This window comes from Aestuariivirga sp., from assembly GCF_041738905.1.
In the GTDB taxonomy this organism is placed as follows: domain Bacteria; phylum Pseudomonadota; class Alphaproteobacteria; order Rhizobiales; family Aestuariivirgaceae; genus Aestuariivirga.
This window is the reverse complement of sequence record NZ_JBGSOZ010000026.1, coordinates 38,992-55,654: the sequence shown is the minus strand read 5'-3', so window position 1 is coordinate 55,654 and position 16,663 is coordinate 38,992. Positions and strand designations below refer to the sequence as shown.

General features: G+C 62.9%; 15 protein-coding genes. 8 read left to right on the top strand and 7 right to left on the bottom strand.

What is annotated here, in order from left to right; all coding sequences use genetic code 11:
• The coding region (locus ACEW8Q_RS01900; protein WP_373502359.1) for a molecular chaperone DnaJ at positions 1 to 812 on the top strand (812 nt) is incomplete at its 5' end.
• Here ACEW8Q_RS01900 and ACEW8Q_RS01895 read toward each other — a convergent pair.
• Positions 809 to 1,417 (bottom strand): SH3 domain-containing protein, encoded by a 609-nt coding sequence (locus ACEW8Q_RS01895; RefSeq protein ID WP_373502358.1) that lies wholly within the window; start codon positions 1,415 to 1,417, stop codon positions 809 to 811. The two genes, ACEW8Q_RS01900 and ACEW8Q_RS01895, sit on opposite strands and share 4 nt — an antisense overlap.
• Positions 1,418 to 1,606: 189 nt before the next feature.
• Between ACEW8Q_RS01895 and ACEW8Q_RS01890 the strand changes: the two genes are divergently transcribed.
• The gene (locus ACEW8Q_RS01890; RefSeq protein WP_373502357.1) at positions 1,607 to 2,596 is read left to right on the top strand and encodes a 2-hydroxyacid dehydrogenase; all 990 of its coding nucleotides are present in this window, start codon (positions 1,607 to 1,609) and stop codon (positions 2,594 to 2,596) included.
• 9 nt (positions 2,597 to 2,605) lie between these two features.
• On the opposite strand, the gene ACEW8Q_RS01885 is transcribed toward ACEW8Q_RS01890, so the two are convergent.
• Positions 2,606 to 3,163, bottom strand: coding sequence for a DUF6647 family protein (locus ACEW8Q_RS01885; protein WP_373502356.1), 558 nt, complete (start codon positions 3,161 to 3,163; stop codon positions 2,606 to 2,608).
• Positions 3,164 to 3,279: 116 nt separating this feature from the next.
• Positions 3,280 to 4,056 (bottom strand): gamma-glutamyl-gamma-aminobutyrate hydrolase family protein, encoded by a 777-nt coding sequence (locus ACEW8Q_RS01880; RefSeq protein ID WP_373502355.1) that lies wholly within the window; start codon positions 4,054 to 4,056, stop codon positions 3,280 to 3,282.
• Positions 4,057 to 4,123: 67 nt separating this feature from the next.
• Here ACEW8Q_RS01880 and ACEW8Q_RS01875 point away from each other — a divergent pair, with 67 nt between their 5' ends.
• Both ACEW8Q_RS01875 and ACEW8Q_RS01870 read left to right on the top strand, forming a co-directional pair.
• Positions 4,124 to 4,894 carry an SDR family NAD(P)-dependent oxidoreductase gene (locus tag ACEW8Q_RS01875; RefSeq protein ID WP_373502354.1) on the top strand — a complete coding sequence of 257 codons (771 nt, stop codon included), beginning with the start codon at positions 4,124 to 4,126 and terminating at the stop codon, positions 4,892 to 4,894.
• A gap of 10 nt (positions 4,895 to 4,904) precedes the next feature.
• Positions 4,905 to 6,107, top strand: a complete 1,203-nt coding sequence (locus tag ACEW8Q_RS01870; protein ID WP_373502353.1) for an acyl-CoA dehydrogenase family protein — start codon at positions 4,905 to 4,907, stop codon at positions 6,105 to 6,107.
• Here ACEW8Q_RS01870 and chrA read toward each other — a convergent pair.
• Positions 6,104 to 7,390: a chromate efflux transporter gene (gene chrA, locus ACEW8Q_RS01865; RefSeq protein ID WP_373502352.1), complete on the bottom strand. Its 1,287-nt coding sequence runs from the start codon at positions 7,388 to 7,390 to the stop codon at positions 6,104 to 6,106. The two genes, ACEW8Q_RS01870 and chrA, sit on opposite strands and share 4 nt — an antisense overlap.
• A gap of 22 nt (positions 7,391 to 7,412) precedes the next feature.
• On the opposite strand from chrA, the gene ACEW8Q_RS01860 reads away from it, so the two are divergent.
• Positions 7,413 to 10,850 carry an indolepyruvate ferredoxin oxidoreductase family protein gene (locus ACEW8Q_RS01860; RefSeq protein ID WP_373502351.1) on the top strand — a complete coding sequence of 1,146 codons (3,438 nt, stop codon included), beginning with the start codon at positions 7,413 to 7,415 and terminating at the stop codon, positions 10,848 to 10,850.
• Positions 10,851 to 10,853: 3 nt separating this feature from the next.
• On the opposite strand, the gene ACEW8Q_RS01855 is transcribed toward ACEW8Q_RS01860, so the two are convergent.
• Both ACEW8Q_RS01855 and ACEW8Q_RS01850 read right to left on the bottom strand, forming a co-directional pair.
• Complete coding sequence (locus ACEW8Q_RS01855) at positions 10,854 to 11,768, bottom strand: arginase family protein (RefSeq protein ID WP_373502350.1); 915 nt, start codon at positions 11,766 to 11,768, stop codon at positions 10,854 to 10,856.
• An 18-nt stretch (positions 11,769 to 11,786) separates the two neighbouring features.
• Entirely contained in the window at positions 11,787 to 12,914 is a 1,128-nt protein-coding gene (locus tag ACEW8Q_RS01850; RefSeq protein WP_373502361.1) for a sensor histidine kinase, read from the bottom strand.
• Between the two features lie 128 nt (positions 12,915 to 13,042).
• Between ACEW8Q_RS01850 and hemH the strand changes: the two genes are divergently transcribed.
• The 3 genes from hemH to ACEW8Q_RS01835 all read left to right on the top strand — a co-directional run bounded on the left by hemH (position 13,043) and on the right by ACEW8Q_RS01835 (position 15,578).
• Positions 13,043 to 14,065, top strand: a complete 1,023-nt coding sequence (gene hemH / locus ACEW8Q_RS01845; RefSeq protein ID WP_373502349.1) for a ferrochelatase — start codon at positions 13,043 to 13,045, stop codon at positions 14,063 to 14,065.
• 76 nt (positions 14,066 to 14,141) lie between these two features.
• The gene (locus ACEW8Q_RS01840) at positions 14,142 to 15,116 is read left to right on the top strand and encodes an SPFH domain-containing protein (protein WP_373502348.1); all 975 of its coding nucleotides are present in this window, start codon (positions 14,142 to 14,144) and stop codon (positions 15,114 to 15,116) included.
• Between the two features lie 15 nt (positions 15,117 to 15,131).
• Complete coding sequence (locus ACEW8Q_RS01835; RefSeq protein WP_373502347.1) at positions 15,132 to 15,578, top strand: NfeD family protein; 447 nt, start codon at positions 15,132 to 15,134, stop codon at positions 15,576 to 15,578.
• A 7-nt stretch (positions 15,579 to 15,585) separates the two neighbouring features.
• Here ACEW8Q_RS01835 and ACEW8Q_RS01830 read toward each other — a convergent pair whose 3' ends face one another.
• On the bottom strand, positions 15,586 to 16,584 hold the full coding sequence (locus tag ACEW8Q_RS01830) for an SIS domain-containing protein (protein WP_373502346.1): 999 nt from the start codon (positions 16,582 to 16,584) through the stop codon (positions 15,586 to 15,588).
• Positions 16,585 to 16,663: the final 79 nt, after the last annotated feature.

Here is a 16,663-nt window from a genome sequence, read left to right as displayed (position 1 = left end):
TGGGCGAGGCCATGTACAAGGCGCAGTCGGGCGGTGCCGATCTCCGTTACAACATGGAAATCAGCCTGACCGATGCCTATGCCGGCAAGTCAGCACAGATTCGCGTTCCGTCCTCCGTCCAGTGCGACACCTGCAACGGGTCTGGCGCCAAGCCGGGCTCCAGTCCGAAGACCTGCGGCACCTGCGGTGGCCAGGGCGCTGTCCGCTCGCAATCGGGCTTCTTCACGGTCGAGCGGACTTGCCCGACCTGCCAGGGCCGGGGCCAGGTCATTTCCGACCCCTGCGGCTCCTGCGGCGGCCAGGGCCGAGTCACCAAGGAGCGCACGCTCTCGGTCAATATCCCGGCGGGCGTCGAGGACGGCACCCGCATCCGGCTGGCGAACGAAGGCGAAGCGGGCCTGCGTGGTGGACCTTCCGGCGATCTCTATATCTTCCTGTCGGTCAGGCCGCATGAGTTCTTCCAGCGTGACGGGGCTGATCTCTTCTGCAAGGTGCCCGTCTCGATGACGGTGGCCTCCATGGGCGGCGAGATCGAGGTGCCGACGATCGACGGCAAGAAGGCCCGCGTCTCGGTTCCAGAAGGAACGCAAACAGGCAAGCAGTTCCGCCTCAAGGGCAAGGGAATGCCGGTGCTGCGCTCATCGCAGTCTGGCGACATGTATATCCAGGTCGCGGTTGAAACGCCGGTCAACCTCACGAGGCGCCAGCGCGAGCTTCTGAAGGAATTCGAAAAGGAAGCCCGCAACAACTCGCCTGAGTCGGAAGGCTTCTTCGCCAAGGCGAAGGCCTTCTGGGACGGGTTCGGCGGTTAGTCGACCGATTCGCCGGGATAGACGCCCCAGAGCTGGGTCTGTTCCACGTAGCCGTCATAGCCGCCGGTTGTGACCTCGCACCAGTCGCCCGAGCAGGACGAGACTTCGCCGACGACGCCGGCGCCGACCTTGGCCAGCATGCCGCCCGCCGTGTTGGGCGAATCATAGAGCGGGACGGTCTGGCCCTGTTTCCAGGGCGCCACCACGGCCGTTCGCTTGCCCGAAAGCATGTTCTGGAGAATCCAGCCTTCCTCGCCGTCCGAATCGCGGACCCGGCGCCAGTTCTCGAACTCGGCGACAATCTCGACAGGCAGGCCCTTGCGCTGGAAGACCCATGCCACCGGATGGTCGCTGGAGGGCCCTCGCCGCACGTTCACCTTCTCGGCTTTGAGCGAAACGAAGCGCGGAATGGGCAGGCCAGACGGGCCGACAGAGCGGGGTGCCGCAGAATCGATCGAGGCCGTGATGTCGCCTGGTGCCACGCTCGCCAGCGAATCGCTGCGCTTGCCGAACACCGACCAGCCAACCGCTGCGGCGACGCCTATGCAGGCAACCCCCATGATGATGGTGCCGATTCGACGCCGCGCGCCAAGGCTTCCCGCCATGTTTCCCCTATCCCTCAAGACCATGCACCGCCCGCCCCGCAGCGCCTGAGTCTCTTGCTAGACACAAAGCCAGTTTACACCACGGCCCGGCCCGTGCAAACGGGAGAGCTGACATGGAGCAATGACAGGATTGGCCCCTGAGGGTTAAGAATGTCTTGATTGACAGGACCGGAACCAGGATTTCCCCGCATGAGCAAGCGCAAGCCCCTCGTCGTCGTCACCCGCAAGCTGCCCGACGTCGTCGAAACGCGGATGATGGAGCTGTTCCAGACCCGTCTCAACGCCAGTGACGAGCCCATGGGCAAGGCTGAACTTGTGGAAGCCGTGAAGACGGCGGAAGTGCTGGTGCCCACCGTCACCGATCGCATCGACAAGGCGGTGCTGATGCAGGCGGGCGAGCAATTGAAGCTCATCGCCAATTTCGGCAACGGCGTCGATAACATCGATGTGGAGACGGCCCTGTCGCGCGGCATCACGGTGACCAACACGCCGGGCGTCCTCACCGAGGATACGGCGGATTTCACCATGGCGCTCATCATGGCGGTGTCGCGCCGCATCATCGAGGGCGCGAAGGTGATCGGCGCAGATAACAGCTGGGAAGGCTGGTCGCCCACCTGGATGCTCGGCCACCGCATCGGCGGCAAGAGGCTGGGCATCATCGGCATGGGCCGCATCGGCACCGCGCTGGCGCGGCGCGCCAAGGCCTTCGGATTGCAGATCCACTATTACAACCGCAAGCCTGTTCATCCGAAAGTTGAAGAGGAGCTTGAGGCGACTTATTGGGAGAGCCTCGACCAGATGCTGGCGCGCATGGACATCGTGTCGGTCAACTGCCCGCACACGCCCGCCACCTATCACCTGCTGTCGGCGCGCCGCCTCAAGCTGATGAAGAAGGAAGCGATTATCGTCAACACCGCGCGCGGCGAGGTGATTGACGAGAACGCGCTGGCCCGCATGCTGGAAGCCAATGAGCTTGGTGGTGCTGGTCTCGACGTGTTCGAGCATGAGCCCGCCGTGAACCCGCGCCTGCTGAAAGCCAAGAAGGCAGTCCTGCTGCCGCACATGGGCTCCGCCACCATCGAAGGCCGCATCGACATGGGCGAGAAGGTGATCATCAACATCAAGACCTGGGTCGACGGCCACAACCCGCCGGACCGCGTGCTGCCGAGCATGTTGTAAGCGGCGGCATCAGTAGGGGCAGAGGCTCGCCACGAGACGTGTGAATGGATCGATGCCGAATTCCTTTTCAAGACTGCTGCCGTTTTCGGCCAGCCAGGCGTCCTGCGCGGCGAAGGCCTGTTCTTCCTGTTCCTGCACGCAGCCGTAGCGCTTGCCATTTTCTTGCTGAAGGTGATGCACCATCTCATGGACGATAACCGAAAAGGCAGCTGTCTTGGTGCCTTGCCAATTTTTTGAAAGAAGTATCGTGCGGCTTGCAGGGTCGTAGAGGGCAATGATGTCGGCTCCCATTTGAACAGGGCTGCCGCCATATCGGATCGCGGCCAATTCAGCTGGGCTGCGAAGCTCAAGGCGCGGGAGTGAAGTCGTTGCGCGCAGGCCAGACTGCACTGCGGTCCATTCGGCGATTTTCTGCAGTTCGGATGATTGCTGCAATACCACCGCGCGCAGATCGATACAGCAATCTGCTTCCTGAAAATGCACCATGAGCATCGGTGCGAAAATGGCGGCGCATAGATTCACACGGTTCAACATGCTGGTGAACTCGCGAGTGATGTCTGGTTTCAAACCGGCTTCAGTCTGCCGCCGTAAAACTCACGCAGACACTCATAAAAAATACTTACCCCGCCGCCCGATGTAAACACATTCACACGTGCATTTGCCATCGTAGCTGCACTTTTGGTTCAGGCGATCTGCTTCGCTGGCGCGCTGCGCTTCCTCGCATAGGCCCTGACGGCCTCCCCAAACGCCGAAAACAGTTTCATCGAATCCGGATTGTGGAGCGCCTTGAATTCCGGGTGCCACTGGGTGCCGAAGGCGAAGGTCTTGGCGTCGCGCACCGAGACGGCTTCGATGATGCCGTCTGGCGCTGTCGCTTCGACAGCGAGGCCGGGGGCGAGGCGCTTGATGCCCTGCCGGTGTATCGAGTTCACCATGGTCTCGCGCTTGCCGAGCATCTTCTCCAGCATGCCGCCCGGACGGATGTTGATGGCGTGGGACGGCGCATAGCGCACGTCGACATCGTCATGCACGGGGGCGCGATGGTCGAGGCGGCCTTCGATGTCCTGCAACTCGGTTTCGAGCGTGCCGCCCATGACGACGTTCAATTCCTGAAAGCCCCGGCAGATGCAGAACAGCGGCATGCCCCTTGCGATGACGCGCTCGATGAGTTTCAGCGTGGTGGCATCGCGGGCATGGTCATAAGGCTCGTAGGCGGCGGACGGCGTTTCGCCATAGTGCGGCGGATGAACGTTCGAGACGGCACCCGTCACCAGGATGCCGTCGAAATGGTCGAGCAGCGCGTCGATCTCCAACGCGTCGATCATCGAGGGGATCATCACCGGCGTGCAGAGTGCTGCTTCCGCCACCGCGCGCACATACTTGTCGCCGATCGAGTGGTAGAGAAAGCCGTGGCTCTCGTAGGTGTCAGCCGGCAGGCCGACGAGGGGCAGGTAGGACATTTCCAAGCCTTGTGAACACGCTGATTTGGCGTCTAGATAGCCCCAGCACAGGGGTAAAGTCCAACCGATGAACCAAGTCTTGGCCGCACAACGGCTTTTCGACCTCACCGGCGAAGTTGCGCTGGTCACCGGCGCATCCTCGGGGCTGGGCGCACGCTTCGCGGAGGTGCTGGCGGCGCAAGGGGCGAAGGTGATTGCGGCTGCGCGCCGCACCGAACGTCTCGCTGAACTCGCCGCCGCTCATCCGAACATTCATCCGCTTTCGCTCGATGTGACGCGCTTCGAACAACTGCCTGCGAAGCTGGAAGAAGCCGAAGCGCTGGCGGGACCTTTGACGCTGCTCATCAACAATGCCGGCATCGCCGGGGGCCTCCGCATCGTGGATACGCCGGAGGACGAATGGGCGGCGATCCAGAAGACCAACGTCGATTCCGTGTGGCATCTTTCGCAAGCCTTTGCGAAAATGCTGATGGCGCGTAAGGGCTCCGGTGCCATCATCAACATCGCCTCGCTGGTCGCTACGAAAGTCGGCGTGTCGTCCGCCAGCTATGCGGTGAGCAAGGCGGCCGTGCTGCACATGACGAAAGCGCAGGCGCTGGAATGGGCGCGCCACGGAATTCGGGTCAATGCGATCTGTCCCGGTTATATCCACAGCGAGATGACGGACGACTACCTTGCCAGTCCGGCCGGCCAGGACCTGATCCGGAAGATTCCACAGCGCCGCGCGGGCGAGGCTGCCGATCTCGACGGCACGCTGCTCTTGCTTGCCTCGCCGCGCGCGTCCGGTTTCATGACGGGCGCTTCGATCCTGGTCGATGGCGGCCATGCCCTTGCCTGAGGAGTGACTGATGGACTTTTCTCTTTCGCCTGAGATCGACGCGCTGCGGCTAAAGGTCCGTGCTTTCGTCGCAGAGAACGTGATTCCGCTCGAGGCGGACCGCGCGAACTACGACGCGCATGAGAACATCAAGCTCGATGTGCTGGCTCCCTTGCGCGAGAAGGCAAAGGCGGAGGGACTCTGGGCGCCGCAAATGCCGAAGGCGCGCGGCGGGCTTGGGCTGCCGATGGTGGGCTGGGCTGCCTTCTATGAGGAGGCCAACCGCTCGATCTTCGGGCCGCTCTGCTTCAACTGTTGCGCGCCGGATGATGGCAACATGAGCGTGCTCAACAAGGTGCTGAAGACCGAGGAGCAGAAGGACAAGTGGCTGCAACCGATCATCGACGGCAAGATCAGGTCGTCCTTCGTGATGACCGAGCCGCATCCGGGGTCAGGTTCCGACCCCGGCGGCATGATGCTGACACGAGCCGAGAAACGCGGCGGCAAATACGTCGTACACGGACGAAAATGGTTCATCTCGGGTGCCGATGGCGCCACGCATTACATTCTCGTCGCGCGGACTTCGGATGACCCGCGCAATGGCTTGTCGGCGTTTCTCTATCACAAGGACCAGCCCGGCTGGCGCATCGTGCGGCGCGTTGAAACGATGGGGCCGGAAGAATTGGGCGGCACCTGCGAGGTCGAGTTCGACGGGCTTGAAATTCCGGAAGAGAACCGCCTGATGGAGGAGGGTGACGGGCTTCGCCTCACGCAGATCAGGCTGGGGCCGGCGCGGCTCACCCATTGCATGCGCTGGCTGGGGCTGTCCAAGCGCTGCCTCGAGATCGCGCAGACTTACGTGAAGGAGCGCAAGGCCTTCGGCACCACGCTGGCACAGCACGAGAGCGTGCAGATCATGCTGGGAGAGGTGGCCGCCGAGATCGAGAAGGGACGGCTTCTCACCATGCATGCGGCGTGGAAGCTCGATGAGGGCGGAAAAGCGCAGAAGGAAGTGTCGATGGCGAAAATTCATGTGGCCGACACTTTGAACCGCGCGGCGGATGTAGGCGTGCAGCTGTGCGGCGCCAAGGGCTATTCGAAGGATACAGTGCTCGAATGGATCTACCGCTATGCCCGCTGCGCCAAGCTGGTGGACGGGGCATCGGAGGTCCACAAGATGGTGCTGGCCCGCAGCCTCGCCAAGGAAGGCAACGACTTCTGGAGTTGGGGCTAGAGCAGCAGCCGCCACGCCGCGCCAAGCGCTGCGCAGAGAAGCAGCGTTCGGATGATGCCGAGGTGGAACTTCAGCAGGGCGAGCGCGGCGATCAGGCTCAAGCCCAGCGCGAACCAGTCGAGGTTGACCCAGTCCGGTATCCACGGCCGGAACCAGCCGGCATCAAGCCGCTCCACTTTGCCGAACAGCACATGCAGGCCAAACCAGACCGAGAGGTTGAGGATGACGCCGACGACGGCCGCGGTGATGGCGGCAAGCGCGCCCGACAGCCGCGGGCGCTTGCCGATTGCTTCGATGTAGGGCGCCCCGGCAAAGATCCACAGGAAGCAGGGGGCAAAGGTCATCCAGAGTGTCACCACCGCGCCCGCGATGCCGCCCCAGGTGGACCCCATCTCGCGGAGGCCTGCGAAATAGCCGACGAATTGTGTGACGAGGATCAGGGGGCCGGGTGTCGTTTCGGCCAAGGCCAGTCCATCGATCATCTCCGGTGCCGAGAGCCAGCCCTGTTGTTCAACAGCGGCCTGCGCCATGTAGGTAAGGACCGCATAGGCGCCGCCGAAGGTGACGACGGCGAGCTTCGAGAAGAAGACGCCGATCTCGGTCAGGACATGATGCGGGCCGAGAAACATGGCAAGAGCGGCGAGCGGCACCTGCCAGATGGCAGCCCAGAGAGCCGCTGTCCGGCTGATGTCGCCAAGCGAGGGGAGCTTGCCCGCATGCTCTTCCCTCACCCCGCTGCTGCGCCAGAAGCCGAAGACGGCAGCTGCGATGATGACAATGGGGAATGGCACCGCGAAGGCATAGAGCGCGAGGAAGGCGAGGCCTGCGATGATCCAGTCGGACGTGCCCTTCAGGGCGCGTTTTGCTACCCGGAGCAACGCCTCGATGACAATGGCCAGCACGGCGGCCTTGATGCCGTAGAAGACCGCGTCGACCACGGGCAGCTTGCCGAAGCTGGCATAGAGCATGGTGAGCGCCAGCACGACGAAGGCACCCGGCAGCACGAAAAGCAGTCCCGCGGCCAAGCCACCCTTGACGCCATGCAGCTTCCAGCCCGCATAGGTCGCAAGCTGCATCGCCTCCGGCCCCGGCAGCAGCATGCAGAAATTGAGGGCCGAGAGATATTCCTTCTCGCTCAGCCATTGCCGCTCTTCCACGATTTCGCGGTGCATGAGCGCGATCTGGCCGGCCGGCCCGCCAAAAGACAGGCAGCCGATCCGCGCCCAGACCCTGACGGCATCCGGGAATGTGACCCCTGCAGGGGAAGCGTTTTGATTGTTCATGCGTTTCAGTATAGTTGCGCCCATGTCCAAGTCCACGCACAGCCTCGCAGACCTTTATGACCTTTCGATCAAGCGCCTGTTCCTGACGGGCCCGCAGGCGATCCTGCGCATGGTGCTGATGCAGTCCGAGCGCGACCGGCAGGCGGGTCTTGATACGGCGGGCTATATCTCGGGCTATCGCGGTTCGCCTGTCGGCACCGTCGACAACCAGTTCCAGTCGGCTCGAAAGGTGCTCGAGCCACGCAACATCCGGTTTCAGGCTGGCCTCAACGAGGATCTTGCAGCGACCGCCATCTGGGGCACGCAGCAGGCCGAGATGCGGGGCGAGGGCAAACACGATGGCGTGTTCGGCATCTGGTATGGCAAGGGCCCCGGCGTCGACCGCACCGGGGACGTCTTCCGCCATGCCAACATGGCTGGGACGTCGCCTCATGGCGGCGTGCTCGCCATTGCGGGTGACGATCACTCGGGCGAATCATCGACCGTCGTTCATGCCAGCGACATCGCGCTGACCGATGCGATGATTCCGGTACTCGCACCAGCGGGCGTACAGGAGATCATCGACTACGGGCTCCTCGGCCTCGCCCTGTCGCGCTATGCGAGCGTGTGGGTGGGCCTCAAGTGCGTGCATGACACGGTCGAGTCATCCGCCGTGGTGGAAGCAGGCCTCGACCGCGTGACGCCGGTCATCCCGAAGGATTTCGTGATGCCGCCGGACGGACTGTCGATCCGGCCCAGCGACGACCGTATCGTTCAGGAAGAACGCCTGCACATGCAGAAGATTCCGGCGGTCAAGGCCTTCACCCGCGTGAACAACATCAACCGCCTGGTCATGCGGGGTGGAGACACGCCCCGGCTCGGCATCGTCGCTGCGGGCAAGGCCTATCTCGACGTGCGCCAGGCGCTGGACGACCTCGGCATCGACGAGGTGCAGGCCGCGAAGCTCGGCATCAGGGTGTTGAAGATCGGCATGGTGTGGCCGCTCGAGCCCTCGATCATCCGTGACTTTGCGAAGGGGCTTTCGACCATCATGGTGGTGGAGGAGAAACGCTCTCTGATCGAGGCGCAGATCCGCGATATTCTGTATGCGGAGGAAATCCGCCCTGCCGTGATCGGCAAGACCGACGAGGCGGGAAAGACGCTATTCGCCTCGCATGGCGTGCTGGAGCCGAACCAGGTTGCCATCGCCATCGCCGAGCGCATCAGGGACCGCGCGACATCGGCATGCGCTTCGGCATTGCAGCAGGCGGCGACGGCCCGCAACCAGGCCGACCTCGTAGCGCGCGTGCCGTATTTCTGCGCGGGCTGCCCGCATAATTCATCGACCGTATTGCCCGAAGGTGCCCGCGGCTATGCGGGGATCGGCTGCCACTGGCTGGCGCAGTTCGTGCCGGGCCGCACGACGGAGGGCGCCACGCACATGGGCGGCGAGGGCGCCAACTGGGTGGGCGAGGCGCCATTCTCGAAGCGCGGCCACGTGTTCCAGAACATCGGCGACGGCACCTACAATCACTCAGGACTCATGGCGATCCGCCATGCGGTCGGCTCGGGCACCACCATCACCTACAAGATCCTGTTCAACGATGCGGTGGCGATGACCGGCGGCCAGCGCAACGACGGCGGCCTGAGCGTCGAGCAGATCGCTGCCCAAATGCGCGCGATTGGCGTCGAGCGGATCGCCGTCGTATCGGATGAGCCCGACAAGTATCCCTCGCGGGCGGCGTTCCCAGCTTACACAAGCTTCCATCACCGCAGCGAATTGCAGGCAGTGCAGACCGAGATGATGGGTGTCAAGGGCACCAGCATCATCATCTATGACCAGACTTGCGCTGCCGAGAAACGCCGCCGCCGCAAGAAGGGCGAGTTCCCCGATCCCAACAGGCGCATCTTCATCAACGAGCTTGTCTGCGAAGGCTGCGGCGATTGCGGCGTCCAGTCGAACTGCGTGGCGATCCAGCCGGCCGAGACCGAATTCGGGCGCAAGCGCAAGATCGACCAGTCGAACTGCAACAAGGACTTCTCCTGCATCAAAGGTTTTTGTCCGAGCTTCGTGACCGTCGAAGGCGGCGAACTGGTGAAGGGGACGGGCGGTCCCGCAGTCGATCTCGACAAGGTGCCGTTCCCCGTGGTGCCCGAGCCCCAGATGCCCGCGCTCGACAAGCCGTGGAGCATTCTCGTTACCGGCATCGGCGGCACGGGCGTCGTCACCATCGGGCATATCCTGGGGCAGGCGGCCTACATGGAGGGCAAGGGCGCGGCCCTGATCGACATGGTTGGCATCTCGCAGAAGAATGGCGCGGTGGTCACTCACTTGAAGATCGCGGCGCGGCCTGAGGACATTTCAGCCGTGCGCGTGGCACGTGGCCATGCCGATCTCATCCTCGGCTGCGATCTTGTCACCAGCGCCTCGGAGCGAATCCTGAGCGCGGCGGCACGCGAGAAGACAGCGGCGGTGGTGAACAGCCACGAGACGATGCCCGCGCATTTCACGCACGATGCGAACTTCGATGTGCAGGGCGGTGCATTGACGCTGAAGATCGCGGCAGCGGTGAAGCAGGGCGCGCTCTCGGCCATCGATGGCACGGAAATCGCCACGAAGCTTCTGGGCGATTCGATCGCGGCCAATCTCTTCACGTTGGGCTTTGCGTGGCAGAAGGGCCTGGTGCCGGTCTCGCGCGAGGCGATCGAGGCGGCAGTGAAGCTCAATGGCGTGGGCGTCAAGATGAACCTCGCGGCCTTCAACTGGGGCCGCAGGGCGGCGGTGGACGAACAGGCGGTTCGCGCGGTGATCGGCGCCAAGGCGGAGAAAAAGCCCGAGACGCTGGATGACATCGTGGCGCGCCGCGTGGACTTCCTGACCGCTTATCAGAATGCAGCTTATGCCGGAACCTATCGCAGCTTCATCGACAAGGTGCGCGCGACGTCGGAACCATTGGCCCTGGTTGTCGCCCGCAACCTGTTCAAGCTGATGGCCTACAAGGATGAGTACGAGGTTGCGCGGCTCTATTCGGATGGCGCCTTCGCCGCGAACCTGGCGAGGCAGTTCAAGGGCGACTTCACGCTTCGCTATCATCTGGCGCCGCCGATCATGGGGCGGGTGGATTCCTTCACTGGCAAGCCACTGAAGACGGAGTTCGGGCCCTGGATGATGACCGGCTTTCGAATGCTGGCGAAGCTGAAGGGCCTGCGCGGCACCGCTCTCGATATCTTCGGGCGCACGGCGGAGCGGAAGATGGAGCGCCAGCTTGTTGCGGATTATCGCGCCTTGATCGAAAGCCTGTTGCCAAGGCTCAATGCGGCGAATACGCCGGCCGCCATCGAGATCGCTGCGCTTCCCGAAATCATCCGTGGCTTTGGCCATGTGAAGGAGGCCAATGCTGCGAAGGCGAAGATGCGGGAGGCGGAGCTGGTCGCGCTGTTCGAGGGCAGGCCTGCGCCTGTGAAAGCCGCAGCGGAGTGAACGCTACTCCGGCCTGGCGATCCGCCCCACCACATTGGCGGCGATCCGCGCGGCGGTGAAAGCTGCGGTGCCAGCCGTGTCGCGTCCGGGCACGAACTCCACCATGCAGAAGCCGGCGATGCGTGCCCTCGCGGCGACGCCGGCGATGAGGTCGGTCACCTGCGTATAGCTGAGGCCGCCTGGCGTTGGATATACGACAGCCGGCATCTGGGAAACGTCGAGCGCATTGCAGTCAAACGAGATGACGCAGTCGCATCCTTCCGGAATATGGTCGAGGACCTGCCCGACGCCATCGCGGTGAATGTCGCGCGAAGTGATGAGGCGTGCGCCCCAGGCAATGGCATCCTTCACTTCGGCCTCGCGCGCGCTGCCGATGCCGCGTGCGCCCGCCTGGACGATCCGCCAGACATGGCTGTGCTCCGACGCGCGGCGCATGGTGGAGGAAAATCCCATCGTTTCGCCGTGGCGTTCGTGACGCCAATCGATATGGGCGTCGATCTGCAGGATGACGGTGGCCGGCTGGTCCGAATAGGCCGCGATGAACGGGATGGGCACCGAATCGTCACCGCCGAACATGATGGGCACGGCACCCGCCTCGAGAATCCCGCGAGTCTTGGTTTCGATGAGCGTGCGGTTGCCTTCGCCATCCTGCGGAGCGGTTGGCAGGTTTCCGAGATCGCAGACTGAAAGGCCATGGCTGAGCAGTGTTCCGCCGAGATCGAAATCCCAATGATCGAGCCAGAGTGAATCTTCTGCGAGCGACTTGCGGAAGGTATCGGGTGCCGTTTCATGTACGCGATTGTCGATGCCCGGATAGGGTGTTCCATGCGGGGCACCAAAGATTGCCGCCGAAAATCCGGTGGGCGTCGCCGAGTCGACGGCGCCCATGAAGGACGGAATGAAAGGCGAGCCGGCCATGTCTGGTGTCGAGGTCCTTCAGGCGGCGCGCATTGCGATGGTTTCCTGCACCGAAGGCCATTTGACGCGCCCGGCGGGAAGCACAAGACGAAGGGTCGTGCCGGCGCCCGAAGCACTGTCGATCGTCAGGCTGCCAGAATGAAGGAGCACGATCCGTCTGGCAATGGGAAGTGACAGGGCGGAGAGCCCGTTACGGCCGAGATCAGGCACCTCTAGGCTCTCGCGATCCTCCATCAGCAGGCTGCGGCCCCGGTCGGTCACGGAGATCGCAAGTCCGTCCGACTCCGTCCGGCTGAAGGCAACCTTGACGGCGCTTCGGGGTGGGGCGGTCTTCACGGCACGGGTGACGATGCTGGCGAGCGCCTGGCGGATCCGGATGCTGTCACAATGAAGTTCGATGCCGTCGTAGAGCCCTGCGATGATAACGACATCGGCCTTCTCCGCATCCGCGCGGCATTGCCGGATGGCAGCCTCGGCAAGTTCCGCCGCATCGATGTCCTGCTCGATCAACCGGAAACGGCCGCAGTCAAGGCGGATCATATCGCCAAGTTCGGCGAGGACGTTCGACAGGGAGCGGCTGTTGTCGAGGACGAACTGGCGATAACTCGACAAGACAGCTTCGTCGATGTCATGCGCCGCGGGAGAATGGAGGATTTCCGAGAAGCCCAGAATGACATTTGCCGGGCTGCGCAGTTCCTGCACCACGGACTCGATCAGGTCGGGCGTACGGACGTCCTTGCGGGGCAGAGCAGGGGGGATGTCTGGCTGGGTGAGCAACGGCGCGCTCTCCGCCGTTCCTGTCAGGGCTGCGGCGATGCGCAATTGCCGGGCAAGTCCGCCGACCACCACGCCATAGAAGACGGCGAAGACCGCAATGGCATAACTTTGCGGCGCTTCCTCGGACAGAAGTGCGGTTCCGACGGCCGTGAAGGTGGCAAGAGCGCAGCTCGTATCTGCGATGCGTGGATGCCCGGCCAGCAAGGGGGGGATGAACCCGATCGCTGCGAACAGCAGAAGGAGACTGAGGGAGATGTCACCCGAACTGGATGACGTAAGGTAAATTGAAAGGCCCGCCGCTGGAGCGAGTCCCAGCAGCGCAACCCTTACGATCTTGCGCTCCCGGGACCCTGTCCCGGCGCCCACCATTTCCACGCTTGCCCGCCGTTCGGAGCCAAATTACGCGTCAGTATGATCTTTTTGCATTTTCAAGCCGTTAACGGCAGGGTAGTCAAAGCCCCTGGCCATAGGGGCCGAAGAGGACCGGTTCTAGGCATATGAATGTTCTTCCCCAAGGGCATCCGCCCTTCAAGGTCGGAAAGGTTGGCGTGTTGCTGATCAACCTCGGCACGCCTGAGGGCACGTCCTATTGGCCGATGCGCCGCTACCTGAAGGAGTTCCTGTCCGACCGGCGGGTGATCGAGGTCAGTCCGGTGCTGTGGTGGGTGCTGCTGAACGGGGTCATCCTGTCGACCCGCCCGAAAAAAAGCGGCCATGCCTATGAGCAGATCTGGAACCGGGAGAGGAACGAGTCGCCCTTGAAGACCATCACGCGCTCGCAGGCCGAGAAACTGACGGCGCGCCTTGCCGACCTGCCGCAGGTGATCGTCGACTGGGGCATGCGCTACGGGTTGCCGCCCACGAAAGAGCGCATCGAGGCATTGAAGGACCAGGGCTGCGACCGCATCCTGCTGTTTCCGCTCTATCCGCAATATTCTGCGTCCACCACGGCGACGGCACTCGACAAGGCCTATGACGCGCTGAAAACCATGCGCTGGCAGCCCGCCATCCGCACCGTGCCGCCCTATTTCGACGACGAAGCCCATATCGAGGCGCTGGCGCAGTCGCTGGAGGCCCACCTGAAGACGCTGGACTGGACGCCGGACGTGATCCTCGCCTCGTTCCATGGATTGCCGAAGGATTATTTCATGGCGGGCGATCCCTATCATTGCCACTGCATGAAGACGGCGCGGCTCTTGGGCGAGCGGCTCAAGCTGCCTCGCGAGAAGCTGCAGGTCGTCTTCCAGTCGCGCTTCGGCAAGGCAGAATGGCTGCAGCCCTATGCGCAGCAGACGGTCGAGGAACTGCCCGGAAAGGGCGTGAAGAAACTTCTGATGATCACGCCGGGGTTTGCGTCGGATTGCGTGGAGACGCTTGAAGAGGTGGCCATCGGCCTCAAGGAGACCTTCGAGGAAGCGGGCGGGGAGAAGTTCTCCGTGGTGCCCTGCCTCAACGATTCAGAACCCTCGATCACCATGATGGAAAAGCTCGTCCGCAATGAGCTCAAGGGCTGGGCCTGAGATGTCTTGAAGTCGCCGCAAGGGCACAGCATGGTATTGGACGGGCCGCGTCTGGCGGCGCAATGGAGTGACGGCAATGTTTGAAGGCTTGAGCGTATTCGTACTGGTCATCGTGGCAGTGGTGATCTTCTACCTGCTGCGTGCCATCCGCATGGTGCCGCAAGGCTACAACTACACCGTCGAGCGGTTCGGCAAATATGTAAGGACGCTTCAGCCTGGGCTTGGACTCATCGTTCCGTTCATCGACAGGGTGGGCGCGAAGCAGAACATGATGGAGCAAGTGCTCGACATTCCCTCGCAGGAAGTCATCACCCGCGACAATGCCATGGTGAAGGTCGATGGCATCGCGTTTTTCCAGATCGTCGATGCCCCGCGCGCCACTTACGAAGTGCGTGACCTCAACAACGCGGTCGTCAACCTCGTGATGACAAACATCCGTACCGTGATGGGTTCGATGGATCTCGACAATCTCCTGTCGCAGCGCGACGACATCAACCAGCGACTGATGAGCGTCGTCGACCAGGCGACCCAGCCGTGGGGCGTCAAGATGAACCGCATCGAGATCAAGGACATCAACCCGCCGCGCGACCTCGTCGATTCAATGGCGCGGCAGATGAAGGCTGAGCGCGAGAAGCGCGCCGCGATCCTCGAGGCCGAAGGCCTGCGCGCCGCCGCCATCCTGAAGGCAGAAGGCGAGAAGCAGGCCGTGGTGCTCGAAGCAGAAGGACGCAAGGAAGCAGCCTTCCGCGATGCCGAAGCACGCGAGCGCTTTGCCGAAGCCGAAGCCAAGGCCACAGAGATGGTATCGAACGCCATCGCTGCGGGCGACGTGCAGGCGATCAACTATTTCGTCGCCAATAATTACATCAAGGCGCTCGAATCGATCGCGACATCGCCGAACCAGAAGATCCTGATGCTGCCGGTGGAAGCCGCCTCGGTGATCGGATCGATCGGCGGCATCGCGGAGATTGCCAAGGAAGCCTTCGGCGGACAGGCGCCGACCTCGAATGCGCGGCGCGGCAGTGTGCCCAACGTGACGCCCAGGTCCTGAGGCAGGGAACTGAACATGGATCAGTTGTTCCCCTTTCTCGGCCAATGGACGTGGTGGGTGGCGGCAGGTGTCTTCCTGCTGCTCGAACTCATGGCGCCCGGCGTGTTCTTCATATGGCTGGCCATTGCCGCAGCCGCCACGGGGCTTGCCGACAATGTTTTCGGCCTTCCCTGGCAGGCTGAGCTGTTGATCTTTGCAGCCCTTTCAGTTGTCAGCGTCTTTGCGGGACGGAAACTCTACAGGGGACCAAACGCTGAGCCTGACGACAATCCTTATCTCAACCGCCGCCAGTTGAGTTATGTGGGACAGAGCTTCACGCTGCGCGAGCCGATCGTCGACGGTCATGGCAAACTGGCGATCGAGGACACGATCTGGGAAATCGAAGGCCCCGACCTTGCCGCCGGTGCCCGCGTGACGATCACGGCGGTGAAAGGCATGAGGCTGGTCGTAGCCTCAGCCTGAGACTCCGCTAGATCAGGCCGATCCGCAGAAGGTCGTGGATGTGAATGAGGCCCACGGGACGCTGCTCGCCATCGATCACGAAGAGACTGGTGATCTTCAGCGTGTTCAGCTGCTCCAGCGCTTCCGAGGTGAGGGCGTCCGGGTCGATTGATTTGGGCGACCGTGTCATCACGTTGCCGACTGTAAGGGACAACAATTCCGACTTCATGTTGCGGCGAAGGTCGCCGTCGGTGACGATACCGGCGAGTCGGCCCTCGCTGTCGGTGACGCCGAAACACCCGTAGCTGCGCTGGGTCATCAGGATCAGCGCATCGGTCATCGGTGTCGATTCAGGCCCGATCGGAAGTTCCTCGCGCTTGTGCATGATGTCGCGCACATGCTTCAGCTGGGCGCCCAGCTTGCCGCCGGGATGAAACTTGCGGAAATCATGCGCGCTGAAGCCCTTGTCTTCCAGCAGCGCCATCGACAGCGCATCGCCAAGCGCCAGCTGCAACAGCGTGGAAGTGGTGGGCGCGAGCCCGTTGGGGCAAGCCTCCTTGGCGCGGGGCAACTGCAGTACGATGTCGGCTTCCTTGCCCAGCGTGCTGGAGGCGACCGACGTGATGGCGATCAACGGTACCGAGAATCGGCGCGAGTAGGTGAGGATGTCGCGAAGCTCGGGCGATTCACCCGAATTCGAGATCATGATGACGACGTCGTCCGGCGTGATCATGCCGAGGTCGCCATGGCTGGCCTCTGCGGGGTGAACGAAGCTCGCTGGCGTTCCAGTCGACGCCATGGTCGCCGCGATCTTGCGCGCGATGTGGCCGCTCTTGCCCATGCCGGTCATCACGACACGGCCCTTGGCGTTGCGGATCACCTCGACGGCCCGTGTGAGGGCATCGCCCAGGGGGCCGTCGACGGCATCGATCAGCTGCTGCATGCCCTCCGTCTCGGTGACGAGCGCGCTGCGGGCCGAGGCACGCCATTGCGCGCCCAGTGGAATGGGTTGGTCTGCGAGTTTCATCGGCATCCGAGTCTCTTAGGCAATTTCGGAAGGTTTTGCAAAGCGGTACGATACAAGGCGTCAATCCGGCATTAACCAT